The organism is Comamonas sp. Z1, assembly GCF_008121555.1.
GTDB lineage: Bacteria > Pseudomonadota > Gammaproteobacteria > Burkholderiales > Burkholderiaceae_C > Comamonas > Comamonas thiooxydans.
Map to the genome: position 1 here is coordinate 377497 of NZ_VOQT01000001.1, position 19160 is coordinate 396656.

14 protein-coding genes are annotated in these 19160 nt (G+C 64.3%); 6 read left to right on the forward strand and 8 right to left on the reverse strand.

Translation table 11 applies throughout. The features are described 5' to 3' along the window. Nucleotides 1-123: 123 nt before the first annotated feature. From mfd to FSY45_RS01700, 6 genes are all read left to right on the forward strand, one after another. Entirely contained in the window at nt 124-3615 is a 3492-nt protein-coding gene (gene mfd / locus FSY45_RS01675) for a transcription-repair coupling factor (RefSeq protein ID WP_046461956.1), read from the forward strand. A 90-nt stretch (nt 3616-3705) separates the two neighbouring features. Next, nucleotides 3706-4377, forward strand: coding sequence for a hypothetical protein (locus FSY45_RS01680; RefSeq protein WP_046461955.1), 672 nt, complete (start codon nt 3706-3708; stop codon nt 4375-4377). Between the two features lie 181 nt (nt 4378-4558). Next, entirely contained in the window at nt 4559-5581 is a 1023-nt protein-coding gene (locus tag FSY45_RS01685; protein ID WP_046461954.1) for a tripartite tricarboxylate transporter substrate binding protein, read from the forward strand. A gap of 155 nt (nt 5582-5736) precedes the next feature. Continuing rightward, entirely contained in the window at nt 5737-6450 is a 714-nt protein-coding gene (gene serB / locus FSY45_RS01690; protein WP_046461953.1) for a phosphoserine phosphatase SerB, read from the forward strand. Nucleotides 6451-6593: 143 nt separating this feature from the next. Further along, the gene (locus tag FSY45_RS01695) at nt 6594-7151 is read left to right on the forward strand and encodes an NADPH-dependent FMN reductase (protein WP_046461952.1); all 558 of its coding nucleotides are present in this window, start codon (nt 6594-6596) and stop codon (nt 7149-7151) included. A 314-nt stretch (nt 7152-7465) separates the two neighbouring features. After that, nucleotides 7466-7999 (forward strand): hypothetical protein, encoded by a 534-nt coding sequence (locus FSY45_RS01700; RefSeq protein WP_046461951.1) that lies wholly within the window; start codon nt 7466-7468, stop codon nt 7997-7999. Between the two features lie 343 nt (nt 8000-8342). On the opposite strand, the gene FSY45_RS01705 is transcribed toward FSY45_RS01700, so the two are convergent. The 8 genes from FSY45_RS01705 to FSY45_RS01740 all read right to left on the reverse strand — a co-directional run bounded on the left by FSY45_RS01705 (nt 8343) and on the right by FSY45_RS01740 (nt 18959). Continuing rightward, nucleotides 8343-8687, reverse strand: a complete 345-nt coding sequence (locus FSY45_RS01705; RefSeq protein WP_046461950.1) for a DUF3325 domain-containing protein — start codon at nt 8685-8687, stop codon at nt 8343-8345. Then, nucleotides 8684-10360 carry a PepSY domain-containing protein gene (locus FSY45_RS01710; protein ID WP_122975090.1) on the reverse strand — a complete coding sequence of 559 codons (1677 nt, stop codon included), beginning with the start codon at nt 10358-10360 and terminating at the stop codon, nt 8684-8686. Before FSY45_RS01710 ends, FSY45_RS01705 begins: the two co-directional genes overlap by 4 nt. A gap of 2 nt (nt 10361-10362) precedes the next feature. Then, a complete protein-coding gene (locus FSY45_RS01715) occupies nt 10363-10653 on the reverse strand; it encodes a DUF3649 domain-containing protein (protein ID WP_046461949.1) in 291 nt (96 codons plus the stop codon). A 164-nt stretch (nt 10654-10817) separates the two neighbouring features. Then, nucleotides 10818-13220, reverse strand: coding sequence for a TonB-dependent siderophore receptor (locus FSY45_RS01720; RefSeq protein ID WP_122975089.1), 2403 nt, complete (start codon nt 13218-13220; stop codon nt 10818-10820). 117 nt (nt 13221-13337) lie between these two features. Beyond that, the gene (locus tag FSY45_RS01725) at nt 13338-14705 is read right to left on the reverse strand and encodes a sigma-70 family RNA polymerase sigma factor (RefSeq protein WP_046461948.1); all 1368 of its coding nucleotides are present in this window, start codon (nt 14703-14705) and stop codon (nt 13338-13340) included. 238 nt (nt 14706-14943) lie between these two features. After that, a complete protein-coding gene (locus FSY45_RS01730; RefSeq protein WP_046461972.1) occupies nt 14944-17385 on the reverse strand; it encodes a TonB-dependent siderophore receptor in 2442 nt (813 codons plus the stop codon). Nucleotides 17386-17544: 159 nt separating this feature from the next. Further along, nucleotides 17545-18447, reverse strand: a complete 903-nt coding sequence (locus tag FSY45_RS01735) for a FecR domain-containing protein (protein WP_255443164.1) — start codon at nt 18445-18447, stop codon at nt 17545-17547. A gap of 5 nt (nt 18448-18452) precedes the next feature. Further along, complete coding sequence (locus tag FSY45_RS01740; RefSeq protein ID WP_148747894.1) at nt 18453-18959, reverse strand: sigma-70 family RNA polymerase sigma factor; 507 nt, start codon at nt 18957-18959, stop codon at nt 18453-18455. Nucleotides 18960-19160: the final 201 nt, after the last annotated feature.

A 19160-nucleotide genomic window follows, 5' to 3' on the forward strand; every position in this document is an offset into this window, starting at 1 on the left:
CGCGCTGATTGGGCTGTGAGCCCTGCCTTTGATGGCCGGACTCGCCCGCATTCAATCTGTCCCCGTTTTTTCGCATCCAGCCCGCTCCTGTGCGTCGCTGCCTGCGTTCGTCTGTGAAAAACCATGCAACTGCCCAAGCTCACTCCCGGTAAACGCTTTCACCTGCCCCGTCCAGTTGGCAGCGCCGACGCGCTGCTGCTGGCCAGGCTGGGCGAGCGCGAAAAGCAAGACGGCCGGGTCACTGCCATCGTCACGGCCGATGCCGCCGACGCCCACCGTCTCATGGAAGAGATGGCCTTCTTCGCCCCCGAGCTGCGCTGCGCATTGTTTCCCGACTGGGAAACCCTGCCCTACGACAGCTTCTCGCCGCACCAGGATCTGATCAGCGAGCGCCTGGCCACGCTGTGGCGCATCAACCAGCGCGACAAGCAGCATGGAGCCGATGTGGTCATCGTGCCCGCCACCACGGCCCTTTATCGCCTGGCTCCGCCTTCGTTTCTGGCCGGCTATACCTTTGAATTCAAGCAGGGCCAGAAGCTGGACGAGGCCAAGCTCAAGGCCCAGCTCACGCTGGCGGGCTACCAGCATGTGTCCCAGGTGGTCAGCCATGGCGAATACGCGGTGCGCGGCGGCCTGATCGATCTGTTTCCCATGGGCTCGCTCCAGCCCTACCGCGTGGACCTGTTCGACGACGAGATCGACTCCATCCGCACCTTCGACCCCGACACGCAACGCAGCCTCTACCCCGTGCCCGAGGTGCGCCTGCTGCCAGGCCGCGAATTCCCTATGGACGAGGAGGCGCGCGCCAAGTTCCGCAGCCGCTGGCGCGAGCTGCTCGAAGGCGACCCCACGCGCAGCCGCATCTACAAGGACATGGGTGTCGGTATTGCCACGGCCGGCATCGAGTACTACCTGCCTTTGTTCTTTGACGAGACGGCCACCGTCTTTGACTACCTGGGCGATGAGGCCACTGTGGTGCTGCATGGAGATCTGGAGCCGGCCTTCCAGCGCTTCTGGCAGGATACCAAGGACCGCTACCGCCTGGTGCAAGGCGACCCCGACCACCCGGCGCTGCCGCCCGAGACGCTGTTTCTCAGTGCCGACCAGTTCTATACCCGCAGCAAGGAACATGCCCAGCTGGCCTTGCGCCCGGGCACCGAAGATGTGGCCGACAGCGCCATCTTCCAGAAGCTCGAAGACCTTTCCGTGCTGCGCGGAGCCGATGACCCGCTGGCCAAGCTGCAAAAACATATAGCATCCAGTGCAAGCCGGGTCTTGCTTCTGGCCGAATCCGATGGCAGGCGCGAGAGCCTGCTCGACTTTTTCCGTGCCTCGGGTGTCAACCCGCCCGTGTTCGATTCGCTGGCCGAGTTCCAGGCCGATGCCACGGAAAAGGTCGGCATCGCCACCTCCAGCCTGATGACGGGCTTTGCCTGGGTCGAGGAAGGCCTGGACTTCGTCACCGAAACCGAGCTGTTCGCCAGCAGCCCCACGGGCCGCCGTCGCCGCCGCCAGGAGCAGGTCAGCGATGTGGAGGCCCTGATCAAGGACCTGTCCGAGCTCAAGGTGGGAGACCCCATCGTTCATGCCGACCACGGCATAGGCCGCTATCGCGGGCTGATCAATATGGACATGGGCCAGAAGAACACTGACGGCACGCCAGCACTGCAGGAGTTTCTGCATCTGGAATATGCGGCCGATGCCGTGCTCTATGTGCCCGTCAGCCAGTTGCACCTGATCAGCCGCTACACCGGCGTCTCGCCCGACGATGCGCCGCTGCACAAGCTGGGCGGCACGCAATGGGAAAAAGCCAAGCGCAAGGCCGCCGAACAGGTGCGCGACTCGGCTGCCGAGCTGCTCAATATCTACGCCCGCCGCGCCGCGCGCCAGGGCCATGCCTTCCGCTTCCCCACGGCCGACTACGAGCAGTTTGTGGCCGACTTCGGCTTCGAGGAAACGGCCGACCAGCGTGCCGCCATCCACGCCGTGGTGCAGGACATGATCAGCCCCCAGCCCATGGACCGCCTGGTCTGTGGCGATGTGGGCTTCGGCAAGACCGAGGTCGCGCTGCGTGCAGCCTTTGTGGCAGCCATGGGCGGCAAGCAAGTCGCCTTCCTCGCCCCCACCACGCTGCTGGCCGAGCAGCATTACCAGACCCTGGTGGACCGTTTCTCCAAATGGCCGATCAAGGTGGCCGAGGTGTCGCGCTTTCGCTCGGGCAAGGAGATCACGGCCGCCATCAAGGGCATCTCGGACGGTACGGTGGATATCGTGGTCGGCACGCACAAGCTGCTATCCGAATCCACGCAGTTCAAGAACCTTGGCCTGCTCATCATCGACGAGGAACACCGCTTTGGCGTGCGCCACAAGGAGGCCATGAAGGCCATGCGTGCCGAGGTCGATGTGCTGACACTGACGGCCACCCCGATTCCGCGCACCATGGGCATGGCGCTGGAGGGGCTGCGCGATCTGTCGGTGATTGCCACGGCGCCGCAGCGGCGTCTGGCCATCAAGACCTTTGTGCGCAACGAGGGCACGGGCGTGATTCGCGAAGCCGTGCTGCGCGAGCTCAAGCGCGGCGGACAGATCTACTTCCTGCACAACGAGGTCGAGACCATAGAGAACCGCAAGCAAAAGCTGGAGGAAATCCTGCCCGAGGCCCGCATCGCCGTGGCCCACGGCCAGATGCCCGAGCGCGAGCTGGAGCGTGTGATGCGCGATTTCGTGGCCCAGCGCTACAACATATTGCTGTGCTCGACCATCATCGAGACCGGCATCGACGTGCCATCGGCCAACACCATTCTCATCAGCCGCGCCGACAAGTTCGGCCTGGCGCAGCTGCACCAGCTGCGTGGCCGCGTGGGACGCAGCCACCATCAGGCCTATGCCTATCTGATGGTGCCGGACCTGGACGGCCTGACCAAGCAGGCCCAGCAGCGGCTGGAGGCCATACAGCAGATGGAGGAGCTGGGCTCTGGCTTCTATCTGGCCATGCACGACCTGGAAATCCGTGGCGCTGGCGAGGTGCTGGGCGAAAACCAGAGCGGCAATATGATGGAAGTGGGCTTTCAGCTCTATAACGAGATGCTGTCCGAGGCCGTGCGCAGCCTCAAGGCCGGCAAGGAACCCGATCTGCTCTCGCCGCTGTCGGCCTCCACCGATATCAATCTGCATGCCCCGGCCCTGTTGCCCAACGACTACTGCGGCGACGTGCATCTGCGCCTGTCGTTCTACAAGAAGCTGGCCACGGCCAAGACGGCCGATCAGATCGATACCCTGCTGGAGGAAATCGTGGACCGCTTCGGCAAGCTGCCGCCCCAGGCGCAGACCCTGATCGACGTGCACCGCCTGCGCGTGCTGAGCCAGCCCTATGGTGTTGTGAAGGTCGATGCCGCTCCTGGCGTGATCAACATCAGCTTCAAGCCCCAGCCGCCGATCGATCCCATGAACATCATTCACCTGATCCAGAAGAACAAGCACATCAAGCTGGCAGGCAACGAGAAGCTGCGCATCGAAAAAGAGCTGGAGAACCCCAAGGACCGTGCGCAGATGGTGCGCGATGTGCTGCGCAGCCTGGGCCAGCCGCTCAAGAACGAAACTGCCGTTCATGCCTGACAGGGCTGCTGACAAAGCCAGCAGGGCTATTGAGGCCCTACCGATGCAGACGGTGCAAGATGGCGTCAGAACCTGATCTGCCTAGCCCTCATGTTTCTTGAAGCCGCCATTGCCCTGCTGGCCCTGTTGCTGGCCCTGCTCTGCCGCCCCTGGCGCATGCTGGGCAGCCGGGCCGGCCCCGGCGGCATGCATGACCCGATATTGTCGCCTCTGATCACGCCGCTGCTGGCCGTTCTGGTGCTGCTGCCCTGGGTCTGGGCGCTGCCTGCGCTGCACCAGATGCCGCTGCAGCTGCGCTGGTCTGGTGCACCGCTGGTCGTTCTTTTGATAGGCTGGCCGCTTGCAGTACCCATGCTGCTCTCGGTGGGCGCCATAGCTTTTGCACTGGCTCCTGGCTTGGGACTGGAGGAAGCCCTTGGCATGGTGGTCTGGCAAGGTCTGGTGCCGGCCACGCTGGCCATGCTCTGGGGTGTGGCAGTGCGCCGCTGGTGCTGGCACAACATTTTTGTATTCATTCTTTTGCGCGGCTTTTTGGGCACAGTTCTGTGTCTGTTTGTCGCGTCTCTGGTCGGCCAATGGGCAGGCCATGTGCTGCCCAATGTCAACGAAGACCTCTCGCGCATGGCCCGCTGGCTCATGGCCTGGGCCGATGGCGTAACCACCGGCATGCTGACGGCGGTGTTCGTAGTCTTTCGCCCGCACTGGGTGGCTACCTGGTCGGATGCCATATATCTGCAGCCGCCTGGCAATTCTGAAAGCTGAAGCCGTCGAGGCGCATCAGCTCTACCACTTCAGCTCTGCCACTTTCCCGGCACCTGCGCAAACCGCATCTTTCCCATCCGGCAAAACGCCAAGGCATTTGGCACAGGGCTTGCTCATCATCGGGCTATCGCACTGCTGCCATCACCAAGCTGATGCATATCTTGAGAAAAAGAGGGATCGCATGCTGCTCCAACCCGTTCGCAATATCGCTCATAGCAAAATTCGCCATGCCGTTCATGCCATGGCCCGCCCTGCACTGGCCTGCGCGCTGGCTGCAGGCTTTGCCGTCACGGCACAGGCACAGGACTCCTATCCCGAGCGCGCGGTCAAGGTCATAGTCGCCCTGCCCGCAGGAGGCAGCGCCGACATGATTGCCCGAGTCGTGGGGCAAAAGCTGGCCAGTGAACTCAAGCAGCCTTTTGTGGTGGACAACCGCGCCGGCGCCTCCGGCCAGATCGGCACGCCGGCCGTGGCACGCTCGGCCCCGGACGGCTATACGCTGATGGTCTCGCCGGCCTCATTTCTGACCACCAACAAGAGCATCTTCAAGTCCCTGCCCTATGACCCCGAGACCGACTTCGCGCCTATCAGCAAGCTGGTGAACCAGCCCATGGTGCTGGTGGTCAAGGACAGGCAGAAATTCCCCAGTGTGGCTGCCGTGGTGGCGGCAGCCAAGGCCGCACCGGGCAAGCTGACCTTTGCCTCATCCGGCGACGGCAGCCCCCAGCACCTGGCCGCGCTGATGTTCGAGACGCGCACCCAGGCCAAGATGCTGCACGTGCCCTACAAAGGCGGCGCGCCAGCCGTCAACGATACGCTGGCGGGCAATGTGGACATGCTGTTTGCCGTGCTGCCTGAAGCCCTGCCCCATATCCAGGCCGGCAAGCTGCATGCCCTGGCGCTGATGGCACCCAGGCGCGCGGCCATGCTGCCCAACACCCCGACCATGGCCGAAGGCGGTTTTGCCGACCTCAGCCTCTCTGCCTGGGTCGGCCTGTTCGCCCCGGCCAAGACGCCGCAGCCCGTGATCGACAAGCTCAACCGCGCCGTGCGCGTTGCACTGGACAGCGAGATCAAGACCAAGCTGGGTGAAAACGGCATGGAAGTCGCGCCATCGACGCCCGAGCAGCTCAGGCAGACCGTGGCCCAGGACATCAGGCTGCATGCAGAACTGGTCAAGGCCGCCGGCATTCAGCCGCAGTAGGCGCCGCCCCAAGCAGCACCAGGGGGCAGACTCCTGGGTGAATGGCCAGCCGAAGCCCGCCACAACAGCGGATAATGGCGGCCATCTTGAGGAATGGCGCAGACCCGATCTCTGCCATTCCCCTTTCTGCTACCTCCTCATTCGCACGACTCGCAATGACCGACGCCACCGAATTCGCCCCCGGCCTGATGATCCGCGGCTTTACCGCTCCCCAGAAGCTGGCGGACTACAAGCTCATCGCCTTTGATATGGACTCGACGCTGATCACCATCGAGTGCATCGACGAGATCGCCGACGCCACAGGCAAGAAGGCCGAAGTGGCGGCGATTACCGAAGCCACCATGCGCGGCGAAATCACCGACTTCAAGGACAGCCTGCGCCAGCGCGTAGGCAAGCTGGTCGGAGTGACCGAGGCCGACATGGCCCGCGTTCTGGCCGAACGCCTGAAACTCTCGCCGGGCGCTGAAATCCTGGTCAAGGCCGCCAAGGCCGCCGGCCTGAAGGTGCTGCTGGTCTCCGGCGGCTTTACCTACTTTGCCGAGCATGTGCGCGGCCTGCTGGATATCGACTTTGTACGCGCCAATGTGCTGGAGATCAAGGACGGTGCACTGACCGGCGGTCTGGTCGAGCAGGCCTGGGGCGATATCTGCGACGGCGCGGAAAAGCGCCGCACCCTGCTGGAAGTGGCCTCGCTGATCGGCATCGATGCCAGCCAGTGCATTGCCGTGGGCGATGGCAGCAACGACATTCCCATGATGCAGGCGGCCGGCCTGTCCGTGGCCTTCCACGCCAAGCCACGCGTGCGCAACGAGGCCAAGGTCGCCATCAACGAGGGCGGCCTGGATCGCCTGCTGGAAGTGCTCCGATAGGCTGAAACAGACCAGCCCAGCACCAAGCCGCTGTCCCAGCTCCCGGGGACCGCGGCTTTTTTGCGCCCGCCACGGCGCGGCAATCCCCGGCAGCTTTGCTACAGTGCCATGCATCTCCCTCAACCCAGTCGAAAGGTCAGAGCATGAGCCAACTCAGAATCGCCGTCATCGTGGGCAGTCTCAGCAAGCAGTCCATCAACCGCCAGCTCGGCCAGGGCCTGGCCGCACTCATGCAGGACAAGGCCGATTTCGAATTCATCGATATCAGCCGCCTGCCGGTCTACAACCGCGACTTCGACAACACCCCCGATTTCAAGCCTTTCGACGAGCTCAAACCCCTGATTCGCGGCTGCAACGGCGTTCTGTTCGTGACGCCCGAATACAACCGCACCATCCCCGCATCGCTCAAGAACGTGCTCGACGGCCTGAGCCGCCCCTATGGCCAGTCCGTCTGGGCAGGACTGCCGGCCGCCGTGATAGGCAGTTCGCCCGGCGCGGCCGCCACGGCCATGGCCCAGCAGCACCTGCGCAATGTGCTGGTGTCGCTGGACATGCCCACCGTGCCCCAGCCCGAGGGCTTTGTGCGCTGGTCCGACACGCTGCTCGACGCCGACGGCAAGATCAGCCAGGGCAGCCATGACTTCCTCGTCAAGTACATGACACGCTTTCTCGACTGGGTGCAGTTGCACCAGAAGCGCTAAACCAATCTTCCTCTGGCTCGATAGCATGCCCCGCTCACGTTTCAGGCGCTGCGGGGCACTTCATGACTATTTCCCTGCATTGAAGACTGATGGAACTTTTGCGCATGCAGAGTGTTCCTACAATAGCGTGCGGCCTCATACATCACACAACATCCGGCCGTCAGGGTCTGAGCCCTGTCCTTTTACGGACAGTTTCAGTTCAGCACCTTGAAAATCCAACCATTGACTTTAAATACCATAGCAAGCAAACCCGATGCGACAAGCGTCGCAAGGCTCGCTGGTTGTCTGCACCCTTGAAAAGCAGGCGGCCATCTATGACAACCATGACTGGAAACCAATTCGTGAAGACTTCGTACCGTGCTGCTGCCTCCGTGATTGCCATCGCCATCGCATCGCTGACCGTGCCTTCCCTGGCTCAGGCCAAGCGCATGGGCAGCAGCAAGTCCGTTCGCCCTGCCAGCATCGGCAGCAAGGCGCCCGCTCAGCCCGCCCCCGTGGCTCCTGCCGCCGCCGCACCCAAGGCTGCTGCACCTGCCACACCCGCAGCCCCCGCCGCTGCGGCAGCTCCTGCGGCTGCTCCTGCGGCTGCTCCCGCAGCAGCAGCGGCTCCTGCCGCTCGTGGCTCCGGCATGATGGGCACCATGGCAGGTGCTGCCGTTGGCGCCGTGGCCGGCACCATGGCTGGCAATGCCATTGCCGGCGCCATGGGTGGCGGCGACAAGGAAGCCGAAGCCAAGAAGGCCAAGGAAGAAGAGGCCAAGAAGGCTGAAGCGGAAGCCGCCGCTCTGCAGAAGAAGCTGGACGAGGCCAAGGCCAAGGCGGAAGCCGCACGCGCGGCCGCCAAGTAATCATCAGCCCGCAACCGGGCTTCAATACAGGCCGACCAGGAATTCAGATCTCCCGGCCTCTTTTAAAAAGGGATGCGAATCGCATCCCTTTTTTGCATCTGAGGTGTTGCGCAATGCCAGACCCTACTCCATGACTTGCCTTGCGCCAGACTGCAAAATCGAAAGCCGCCGGCAAACTCATCCGCTCGGCATTCAGATGGCCCTCATCTGCGAACACTCCTGGCTGCGCGAGAGGTCAGAACGACATGCACATGTCAAGCGTAAAGCACCCCGCCAGACACTGGTAAACCGCTACCACGGTCTGTGTCGACCGCACCTGGCGATGATGCTCCGCCAGATCCTGTCACACGCTAAAGACCCAAGCCAGAGCCACCACCGAAAGAATGCAACCAGCGGCAGCGGCCCCACGGGCGGCGGCGCTGATCAGGGCAACTGCGAGCAGCGCTCCTATCGACAGCCAACCCAGCCAGGCCACGAATCCCACCGAGAAGCCCCAGGCACGCAGACAGGGCATGACGGCCACAGCCAACAGCAATGCTCCCGCGCAGCGCAGCAGCCGCGATCGAGCCCGAGAAATCTCCATGGCTCCCGTGAGCTGTTCATGATGACGCTCCATGGCAAAAGCCAGTGCCACCATGCCGGCAAAGGCCAGCGCAAAAGCCAGCACCGAAGCTTGCAAGGCATTCATGCTCCCACCTCCATCTTGACTGCAGGAACACGCCGCGCTGCATCGGCGCCGCGGCGCCTCAGATAAGCCCAGGCCCAGGCGGCAAGCAATCCCAGCGCCACGGCACACAACTCCACACCCGCACTCTCCCAGTCGCCGCGAGCAATCTGGGCCGGCAGGCTGTCCGCTACCGTGATCCAGTTCAGCAGCGGCAGCAGCAGACACAACAGGGCCAGCAGGCCTAGTTGCTCTTGCCATGCCGCGGCGGGCGCACGCACCAGGGCATGCAGCAGCGCCAGACTCCAAAGCCCGAAAAACACCGCCAGCTCCCAACCCGCTCTATGGGACAGCCCGACGGGAACCAGGCGATTGGCCCACAGATAGCCTATGCAGCCCAGACTCAGACCCGCGATGGCCGCCACATTGAGTCCTTCGACGAGCCGGTACACGCGCGCCGTGGCGCTGCCGAACTCGCCAGCCTGCCTGCCCAGATGCCTGCCGCGACGCTTGACCATGAACAGGATGGCCCCGGTTGCCATCATGGCGCTACCGGCCAGCCCGCAGAGGAAATACAGCCATTTGAGCGGCTGCCCGCCGAACTCCACCTGGTGCAAACTGCCCATCACCGACTTGGTCATGGAGGCGCCAGCACCGTCCACATCGCCAGGCTGGCGCAGCTTCAGCACTTCTGCGGTTGCTGCCGAGAACATCACCATGCCAGTCGTGGGGCTCAGGCGCTGCTGCATTTCCTCGTCGCTGTTCCAGCCATAGACACCGATGCGCGCCGCCGCGTCACCGGGGCTGTCCACGACCACAGCCCGTACAGGCTGGCCCATCAGCGCCTGACCGCGCAGAGCAAACGGCTCCAGGCCCGGAACAGCCATCGCCCGGCCCGAACGCTCAGGCCTGTCCGACTCGTTGAGCGCCACCACATAGGAGTGCAGCCCCTGGCTGCCCGTACCGAAATAGGCCGCAATGCCGGCCGGCATGAATGTTGACGCGGAGATGGCAATGCCCGTGTAGGCAATCATGATCTGGAACGGCAGCGTCAGCACAGCCACCGCATTGTGGGCATCCAGCCAGCTGCGCTGACCTTTGTGGGCACGAAAGGTGAAGAAATCCTTGAAGATGCGCCTGTGCGTGATGACGCCGCTGACCAACGCCACCAGCATGGCTATGCCAGCAATGCCGACCACCCAAAGTCCCGCCTGCCCCGCATGCAGCCGATAGTGGAAATCCACAAAATGGTGGCCGCCCTGGGTGGCGCGCACGACGCCATGAGCTGGCAGCGGCTGTCCGGTAGCGGAATCCAGCTGTGCCGAGGCGTACTGGCGCTTTTCATCGAACCAGTACACACGCAGGTCGCCGGCTCCCTGGGCATCCGAGGGCCATAGTTCCCACATTTCTGCGCCCGGATGGTGTTTTTCCATATAGGCCACGCCCCATGCCAGCCGCTGCGCGAGGTCGCCCCCTTGCTTGCCGGTCGCTGCCGCCTGCGCATGTTCGGCCTCCTCGGCATGGTGCTCGGGCGTCATCCAGTGCGAAATAGGCTCCGCAAAGACTGCCAGCGTGCCCGTCAGGAACACCGCGAACAGCAGCCAGGAAAACCAAAGACCGCACCAGGTATGCAGCCAGGCCTGGGCCTGGCGAAAGCCGCCCTGTCCGGCACCTGAGGTTTTTTTCTGCTCGGCCATGCTCAGCCTCCCCCTGACAGCCACGCCGATGCCGCTGCCATGACGGCGGCCGGCAGCAGCAGGCCCAGCCAGACACGGCCGGGCGACACCGGCGAGAACGCCCAGATCACGGCCAGCACTTGCAGCGCAAAACTCCACAGCATGCCGGCGAGCACGGCCTCGGCACGCGATGCAGGCAAGACCGTGGCAAGGAATACGGCCAGGGCACTGGCCAGCAGATAGCCGCCGGCAACGGCCGCCAGTAGCCGGGAAAGAAGGTGAGCGCCCGCAGGGGCAGCGTTGGATGGAATCATGGGAGGAAGATCGGGATGGTGACCTGGGTAGCTATCGGGTTTTCCTGGGATGGAGCGGGCGCGGGCGCCCTCTCTTCCTGTATGACAAACGAAAACCCCAAAAGGGCCATCCCCAGATGCAGCAGGTGCCCGGCGCCATGCGCCAGGGCAGCCGGCCCCATGGCTCAGAACTTGTAGGTCACGCTCACGCTCACGCTGCGCGGAGTCCCCCATGTGTAGGTGTTGTACCAGTTGAAGATGGTGTAGTAGCGCTTGTCCAGCAGGTTCTTGACCGACAGCGACGCCGACAGCTGCTTGCTGAACTCGTAGCGCGCCATGGCATCCACGATCCAGTAGCCCTTGACGGTATGCGTGACGGTGCCGCCGGCGGGCGTGGAGATGTCGCCCCAGGTCTTGTCCTGCCAGCGCGCGCCGCCGCCCAGGGTCAGACCGCTGAGGCTGCCGCCCAGCCGGTAGCTGCTGTAGAAGCTGAACTGGTTGGCCGGCGTGAGCGTGGACACGCGTTCGCCCTGCTGTCGCGCCACGCCATGCGAAAAGCCCGCCTGCAGCTGCCAGGCCGGGGTGAGTTGGCCCGAGACCTCGAACTCGTAGCCGCGCGTCTCCACGCCCTGAACCGCGCGGTAGGCCGTGGCGCCCGTGGGGGTCACGCCGCCGGTTTCCAGGGCGTAGTTGTCCTGCTCCAGCTGGAACACTGCGGCCGAGGCATTGACCCTGCCGTCCAGGAAGGCGGCCTTGACGCCCAGCTCGTAGTTCTTGCCCTGCAACGGCTCCAGCGTGCGCCCCTGCTCGTCCTGGGCGGACTGAGGCTTGAAGATGCCCGAATAGCTGGCATAGGCCGAGTAGGTGTCGTCGATGTCGTACACAGCCCCCACATAGGGCACGAAGACGCCCGACTCCCTGAGCTGCTGAGCGCGGTTGGTGTAATTGGACCAGCGCCCGCCGGTGATCAGCTTCAGGTCGTCGCGCAGATTCCAGCGTGCGGTCGCATACAGGCCGCGCTCGCGCGTGGTCTCGTCGTTGGTGAAGTCCGGCATAGCTCCCCAGGCCGGGGCGGCCACATCGCCTCTCCAGAGATAGTAGTTGTCCACCGTCTTGTCATAGCTGCCGGTATCCCACCAGCCGCGGTTCTTCCAGTGCCGGTTGGTCAGACTGCCTCCCAGCACCAGTTCGTGCTCGCGCCCGCCCAGCCGGAACGGGCCGCTGGCATAGAAGTCGGCCGCATTGCTGGTGGTGCGGCCTATGTACTGCCCCGCCCACATGCTGACGCCCGAGCTGTCGGCGGGATTGGGAAAGCCCGCGGCCGCCGACCCCAGGTTGGCGTCGTAGCCGTTGATCTGCCGGTTCAGCTGCAGCTTGGCCACCCAGCCGCTGTCGAAGCTATGCTCCAGCGTGGCGAACGCGGTGCGGGTGTACTGCTCCCAGCGGCTCCAGCGGGCGCCGTTGTTGAACGAACGCGGCATATCGTTGAAGTCCCCGTTGGCGTTGAGCAGCGGTATACCGCCCCAGGTCGAGCCCCTGGGTTTGTTGTTCTGGAAGTCCGCGCCCAGGGTCAGCAGCGTGCGCGGCCCCAGGTCGGCTTCGAGGATGCCGTAGAACACCGAGGCATCGCGACTGTAATGGTCCAGCTGCGTGTGCCGGTCCTGACGCGCCGCCATGACCCGGCCGCGCACGCTGCCCGCCTCGTTGAGCGCGCCGCTCAGGTCCAGCTCGCCTCGGTAGCTGCCCCAGCTTCCCGCGCCCAGCGTCGCATGACCCTGGAACTCGCGCGTGGGCTTCTTGCGCACCAGATTGATGGTGGCACCCGGGTCGCCACTGCCCGTGAGCAGACCGGTGGCGCCCTTGAGCACCTCGACGCGGTCGTAGATGGAGGTATCGCTGAGCGTGTTGCCCGCCGAATAGCCCGAGTCGCGCAGCATGGGAATGCCGTCGTACTGGAAATTGTTGATGGCAAAACCGCGCGCGTAATAGACCGTGCGCTCGCTGTCGTAGGTAACCACGCTCACCCCTGGCGTGTGCTCCATCACCTCGTCAATAGAGTTGAGCTGGAAGTCGTCCATCTTCTGGCGCGTGACCACGCTCACCGACTGCGGCGTCTCCCGCGGCGTCAGCACCAGCCGCGTGGCCGTGGCAATGGCCCCCGGCGTGTACAGGCCCGAGCCTTCTGTGATCTCGCCAAGCTGGTTGGCCACCACCTTCACCTCAGCCAGCGTGGACGGCTCCGTGCCCGTGGCCGCAGGCACGGGCTGTACGGTGAGCATGCCCTGCTCCACATGCCCTTGCAGGCCACTGCCGCGCAGCAGCGACTCCAGTGCCGCGCCCACATCGCGGTGGCCCTGCACCGCGGGCGCCTGCCGGCCCAGCACCAGCGCCAGATCGAGAGCCAGCTGCAGGCCGGCCTGGCGCGCCAGCTCGTGCAGCGCACCGCCCAGCGGCTGGGCAGCGATGTCAAAAGGCACGGCCTGCGCTGGCGCCTGGGCCCAGGCGGCCTGCAGCGGCATGGCCAGACCCAGGCAGACGGCGGCCCGGGCCAATGGATGGAAACGGAAATGGGGAAGAAGCGGATGCATGCAAGTCGTCCTTGAATCAGTGATGAGGTCAATACCCGGAGATCACTGTCTTGACGTATGGCACGGCAACAACCCTGAAAAAAACTGGTCCGCTCACCGCGCCGGTTGCGGGGCCACTCACGGAGCCAGTGCCAACAGCAGGCCGCCACCGGGTTGCTGGCGCACCTGCACCGGCAAAGCCCGCGGCAGGGCCCTGACCCAGGCATGGGCCTGGGCGATGCGCACGCGCCCGCTCAAAGGAAGGCGCGCGGCCTCGGGGGTAGCCTGCAGCTCAAAAGGCGCATAGCGCCCCAGCCGCTGCAGCGCCTCGCCCAACGTGGTGTCGGCAAACACCAGCTCGCCATGGCGCCAGGCCGCCGCATCCCCGGATGCAGCCTGCGTGCGCACCACCGCGCCTCTCTCCAGGCGCAGCCCCTGGCCCGCGCCCAGCTCATGCGTCTGCCAGGCCCGGGCATCCGCGCCAAGCGTCTGCACCCGCACCCGGCCGGAAGCCACCTGCACGGAAACCCGCTGTCCGCCCTGGCCCCCCTCCTCGATGTCCACGCCGAAGCGCGTGCCCAGCACCGTCACCCGCACGCCCGCCGCATCGACCGTGAAAGGCCGCTCCTCGTCGCGAGCCACCTCGAAGAAGGCCGCCCCCTGGACGAGCGTGACCGCGCGCCGCGCCACGAAGTACTGCACCCGGGCACTGCTGGCCGCATCCAGCAGCAGGTTCGAGCCGTCGGGCAGGCCGTGGCGCACCTGCTGGCCGCGTGCGCTGCTCCAGCTGGCCTGCCACTGCACATGGGTCTGGCGATACAGCAGCCACTGCTGCCAGGCGGCAGCCCCGCCCAGCCCCACGCCCGCCAGTCCCAGCAAGGCGCCCAGGCTGCGGCGCCGCCCCGCATGGCCCGCGCGCTGTGCACCGGCCGGGCTGCTGCCGCGCCAGCGGTGCAGCACATCCTCGATGCAGGCATTGGCCTGGATAAGGTCACGCTCCACCGTGTTCAGCGACACGCCCAGGCGCGCCGCGATCTCGGGCTGGCGCACGCCATGCACGCGGTGAGCAACAAAGGCCTTGCGGCTGCGCTCGGGCAGCGCGACCAGCGCGGCTTCCAGCGCAGCCAGCGCCTGCCGGTACATGACGGACTCGGCCACGTCGGGCGCATGGCTGGGAGCCATCTGCTCGCGCACGGCCTCGGCGTCCAGGTAACGCCCATGGCGCCTGCGGCGGCGTTGTGCATCCAGGGCCATGTTCTGTGCCATGACGACCAGATAGGCGGTCGCATCGCGCGGCCCTGGGGCCGCACCGCTGCTGTCGGCAGGCCCGGCCTGTTCAGCCTGAGCCGCTTGCGCATGCTCTGCCAGCCTCAACCAGGTGTCGTGCACGGCATCACCGGCCTCCTCGCGGCAGCCCGTGCTGCGCGTGGCAGCGCGCAAAAGGTCCGCATAGGCCCGGTCGAAGCCCGAGAGCAGCGCGCGGGTGAAAGAGGCTGTCATTTCCATGGAAGTGGATCATACTCCAATAAATAGGAATCATTCTCAACAACATCATTTCACCCAGGCATTTGCTCTCAGAATGTGCCGCGCATATGGAACGCAAGAGATTGCAGGCTCTAGCACTGGAGCAATAAAACAATAGCTATCTGCACTCTCAACTATTTGATTTCAGATATAGAAATATCTGAAATGCAATTGCATCAAGCGATGACAGCTATGGTTATTGATAGCCCCTTCCCACCTCTCAGAAGTCGTAGCGCATGCCCACGTTCACGCTGCGCGGCGCGCCCCAGGTGTAATAAAGGCCGCCCAGACTGCTGACGCCCGCGAAGTATTTTTTGTCCAGCACATTGTTCAGGTTCAGGCTCAGCGACAGATGCTTGTCGACCTGGTAGCGGGCCATCAGATCCAGCACGGCATAGGACTGCTGCGCCAGTGTGTTGCGGCTGTCGCTGGTTGAGGTCTTGCTTTGCCAGCGAGTGGCCGCGCCCAGCGTCAGGCCACGCAGCGAGCCGCCGTCGAAGCGGTAGGTGCTGCCGAGCTTGAGCTGGTATTTGGGATACTGGCTGGAGCTGGTCAGCGAGCTGTTTTGCTGCACCAGGCTGCCCTGCACCTGCCAGCCGCGCGCCAGTTCACCCGACAGTTCCAGCTCCCAGCCGCGCCGCGTGGCACCGCTGACGGCACGGTAGGCCATGTCGCCGCCAGGGGTGAAACCGCCTGTCTCCTCGGCCGAGTTATCGGTCTTCATCCAGAAGTGAGCGATGCTGGCGTTGAGCCGCTTGTCGAAGAACTCGGCCTTGGCCCCGACCTCATAGGTCTTGCCTTGCTCTGGATCAAGGGTGCGCCCCTGTTCATCCTGTGCGCTTTGCGGCTTGAAGATGGTGGCGTAGCTGCCGTACAGCGAAACCTGGGGATGCACTTCGTAGACCAGGCCGGCATAGGGCGTAGTGACGGTTTCGCGCATATCGTAGTTCCACCAGGTGGGCGTCACATCATGCTGGCGGTACTGCGTCACGCGCATGCCGGCAATCAGCTGCAGCGGATCTGCGAGACGGAAGCGCCCTGCCGCATAGGCATAGCGCTGGCGCTGGTTGAAGACATGGCGGTCATAGTTCCAGTTGCGGAAATCGGGCTGGGCCAGCGCACCACCGCCCTGGGCATAGCTCAGGCCCAGATTGGCCAGAGGTACGTTCTTGGAGCTGCCGTAGAGCAAGCCGCTGTGGTAGCGCGACACACCCACGCCGGCCAGCAGCTCGTGCGTGCGGCCCAGCAGGGTGAAAGGACCTTTGACATCGAGATTGACCGACCAGTTGCGGTTTTCCACGTCCTGCCATGGCAGATAGGCAGCGGTTGTGCTGTTCCAGAGATAGCCCAGCTTCATGTCGTCCATCTTCACGCTCTGATGGAAGAACTTCAGGCTTGCCGTCCAGTCATGGGCCAGACGTTGCTCCACGCTGCCGAAGAGCTCGGTGCTTTCCTGTTCATAGCCCGACCAGGGCGCACCGTTGTTGAACGAGCGTGGCATCAGTCCCACTTCGGCACCCGCTGCGGTGTAGCGCTGGATGGGTCGGGTCGTGCCGAAGCCGCGTGCCTCACGCTGGCGCAGCGTGATGCCCAGGTTCAGCAGGGTATCGGGGGTAAGATCCGCCTCCAGCGTGCCGAACAGCATCTTGCTGTTGCTCTTTTCGTTGTCGCGAAAGCTGCCCGCATCCGTCATGGACGCAACCACGCGGCCGCGCAGCGTCCCCGCCTCGTTGAGCGAGCCGCCTATATCGGCCTGAGCTCGATAGGTATCCCAGCTGCCGGCATTGGCGCGCACGCTGGCCTGGAACTCACGCGTGGGACGCTTGCGGATCAGATTGACGGTGGCGCCATAGCCGCCCTTGCCGACAACCAGTCCCGACGAGCCCTTGAGCACCTCGACACGGTCCATCTCCGCCATATCGTCCAGTGCATACATGGTGCTGGTGACGAAGTACCAGCCGTTGCTGAGCTGGGACATGCCGTCGACCTGCAGATTCACCTCCGAGCCGCGGGCCTGAAAGTCCGTCGCGTTGTTCTGGCGATAGACGCCAATGCCCGGCGTCTGCTCCAGCACATCGGCCAGCGTCTCCAGCTTGAAGTCATCCATGCGCTGGCGTGTCATCACGCTTACCGACTGCGGCGTCTCGCGCAGAGTCAGGCCCAGACCCGTTGCCGTGCGGCTGGGCCCCGTCTGGGTGTAGCTGCCCGTGCCTTCGGTGGTGCCGCTGCGTTCGGCCTGAGCCGTGACGCGCACTTCGGACAGCGTGCTGCCCTCCTCACTCGAGACGGGCGCCACGGCCTGCCTTTGCAGGGTGTAGCTGCCGCCGTGACGCGACACCAGCTCCAGCCCGCTGCCAGCCAGCAGGCGCTGCAGTGCCTCGCGCGGCGTATAGCTGCCGGAAAGCACCGGGCTTTGCCGACCTTGTGTGAGCGCAGGATCGAACGACAGTGCCATGCCGGCCGTAGCTGCCACCTCGGACAACACCCGGCCCAGCGGCCCTGCTTCTATCCGGTAAGCCTGAGCCTGCCCGGCTGCGGGTGGCTCGGCAGCCTGCACGGTGGTCGCCGCCAGCGCCCAGCCCAGCAAGGCAAGCTGGGCGGCGCGCGCAACCGGGCTGATTACAGGATTCGATAGGGAACGGGAGGCCATGGAAGCAGGCATGAAAGACAGTCCTTTGGAAGCAAAAATGAGTGGTTCACCTTGCTTGCCAAACAACTTCCCGGAAAGTCTCACCTTCGTGCATTTTTTTGAAGATGCCTTGCTTGTAAACTCAGCGGGCCGCCACCGTGACCCAGTAACCCTGCCAGCGCCGATGCACCGTCACGGCGTAGGTTTCGGCCAGCATGGCCAAGGCCCGGTCGGTATCGGCCAAAGGGTACGCGCCCGACACTTTGATGGACACCACCTCCGGGGCACAGTGCAGCAGGCCGGGCCGGTAACGCGACAGCTGGGCGCAGACTTCTGCCATGGCATGGCGTCCGCCACCAGCATGCCGTGCACCCAGGCCAGTTGCTGCGGTCGTACCGTCTGCAGCTCCCCTACTCCCAGCGCAGTCAACCTCGCCCAGTTGCCCGCGGGCACCACCAGCGCTGGCCGGGAGGCTCCCAGTAATGTGACTTCGACCGCACCCTGGGTTACGGCCAGATCCACGAATTTGCCCTCGCTGTTCTGCTGCACCGAAAAGCGTGTGCCCAACGCCCGAAGGCGCCCCACGGCCGTCGCCACCAGCAACGGCCGGTCCACGCCACTGGGATCGGCAGCAGTTTCCAGCAAGATCGAGCCCCGGTGCAGATGTATCAGGCGCTGATGAGCATCAAACCGGACATCGACGGCCGTTCCTGTATCCAGCAGCAAACGGCTGCCGTCGGCCAATGTCACGAGGCGCTGCTCGCCCGCGACAGTACGCAGGTCGGCTGCCCACCCCTGCTGCTGTGCCAAACGCCAGCTCATCCAGCCACCAGGCACGGCGGCCAGCAAAACAGCCAGCCTGGCCACAGCGGCCCGTCGGCTGCGACGCTGTGATCGGCCCAGCGCCGGCATGGCCAGCGCCGGCGGCAACCCGCCCAGCTTGTCCATCAGCCGCTCGGCCCGCATCCAGGCACCTTCATGGGCCGGACTGGCCTGGCGCCAGCGCTCGAAGGCAACGCGTTCGGCAGCCGTCAGGCCTTCATCGTTCAGACGGACCAGCCAATCCGCAGCCTCGTCCAGCAAACGTGCATCCATTGCAGTCATTCCATCAACGCCAGACACTGCCTGAAAGCCTGGGCCATGTAGCGCTTGACGCTGGTCAGCGATACGCCCAGCTGCGAGGCGATATCGTCGTACTTCATGTCCTCCAGCTGCGAAAGCAGAAAAGTGCGCCGTACCAGCGGCGGCAAGGCATCAAGCATGACATCTATCTCATGCAGGGCCTCCAGCACCAGGGCCCGGTGCTCCGGCGACGGTGCTTCAGGTTCCGGCAACAGGGCCAAAGCCTCCAGATAGGCACGCTCCAGCGCCTGCCGCCGGCACCAGTTGACAAGCACCCCTTTGGCCACGGTGGTCAGATAAGCACGCGGCGACTCTAGACGCGGCGGCTCACGCACGCCCAGGATACGGACAAAAGTGTCTTGCGTCAGATCTGCTGCGTCAAAGGCATTGCCGACCTTTCGGCGCAACCAGCCCTGCAACCAACCGTGATGATCTGTGTAAAGCGCTGCGACTTCACGATGGGAGGCTGTTTCGACAACGGGCATGGTGCAATGGGAATAGATCTCAAAAAGACCTTAAATGATATCAATTCTCATTTCAGATTTTCTCAAGGCCTTCACTATTTCCGCATATGCTTCAGAGCCCTCATCTGCCGGAACGCATCGCCTTGTGCCCGCGACAAGCATGGAGAAAGGGCTCGCCCCTGCACAATCACGCACCAGGAACACATCGATGCCTGGAGCCCC

Bases quoted from the DNA above. Each gene is read 5' to 3' on its own strand.
- mfd (WP_046461956.1), top strand. From the start codon at position 124: ATGCAACTGCCCAAGCTCACTCCCGGTAAACGCTTTCACCTGCCCCGT.
- FSY45_RS01680 (WP_046461955.1), top strand. From the start codon at position 3,706: ATGTTTCTTGAAGCCGCCATTGCCCTGCTGGCCCTGTTGCTGGCCCTG.
- FSY45_RS01685 (WP_046461954.1), top strand. From the start codon at position 4,559: ATGCTGCTCCAACCCGTTCGCAATATCGCTCATAGCAAAATTCGCCAT.
- serB (WP_046461953.1), top strand. From the start codon at position 5,737: ATGACCGACGCCACCGAATTCGCCCCCGGCCTGATGATCCGCGGCTTT.
- FSY45_RS01695 (WP_046461952.1), top strand. From the start codon at position 6,594: ATGAGCCAACTCAGAATCGCCGTCATCGTGGGCAGTCTCAGCAAGCAG.
- FSY45_RS01700 (WP_046461951.1), top strand. From the start codon at position 7,466: ATGACAACCATGACTGGAAACCAATTCGTGAAGACTTCGTACCGTGCT.
- FSY45_RS01705 (WP_046461950.1), bottom strand. From the start codon at position 8,687: ATGAATGCCTTGCAAGCTTCGGTGCTGGCTTTTGCGCTGGCCTTTGCC.
- FSY45_RS01710 (WP_122975090.1), bottom strand. From the start codon at position 10,360: ATGGCCGAGCAGAAAAAAACCTCAGGTGCCGGACAGGGCGGCTTTCGC.
- FSY45_RS01715 (WP_046461949.1), bottom strand. From the start codon at position 10,653: ATGATTCCATCCAACGCTGCCCCTGCGGGCGCTCACCTTCTTTCCCGG.
- FSY45_RS01720 (WP_122975089.1), bottom strand. From the start codon at position 13,220: ATGCATCCGCTTCTTCCCCATTTCCGTTTCCATCCATTGGCCCGGGCC.
- FSY45_RS01725 (WP_046461948.1), bottom strand. From the start codon at position 14,705: ATGGAAATGACAGCCTCTTTCACCCGCGCGCTGCTCTCGGGCTTCGAC.
- FSY45_RS01730 (WP_046461972.1), bottom strand. From the start codon at position 17,385: ATGCCTGCTTCCATGGCCTCCCGTTCCCTATCGAATCCTGTAATCAGC.
- FSY45_RS01735 (WP_255443164.1), bottom strand. From the start codon at position 18,447: ATGGATGCACGTTTGCTGGACGAGGCTGCGGATTGGCTGGTCCGTCTG.
- FSY45_RS01740 (WP_148747894.1), bottom strand. From the start codon at position 18,959: ATGCCCGTTGTCGAAACAGCCTCCCATCGTGAAGTCGCAGCGCTTTAC.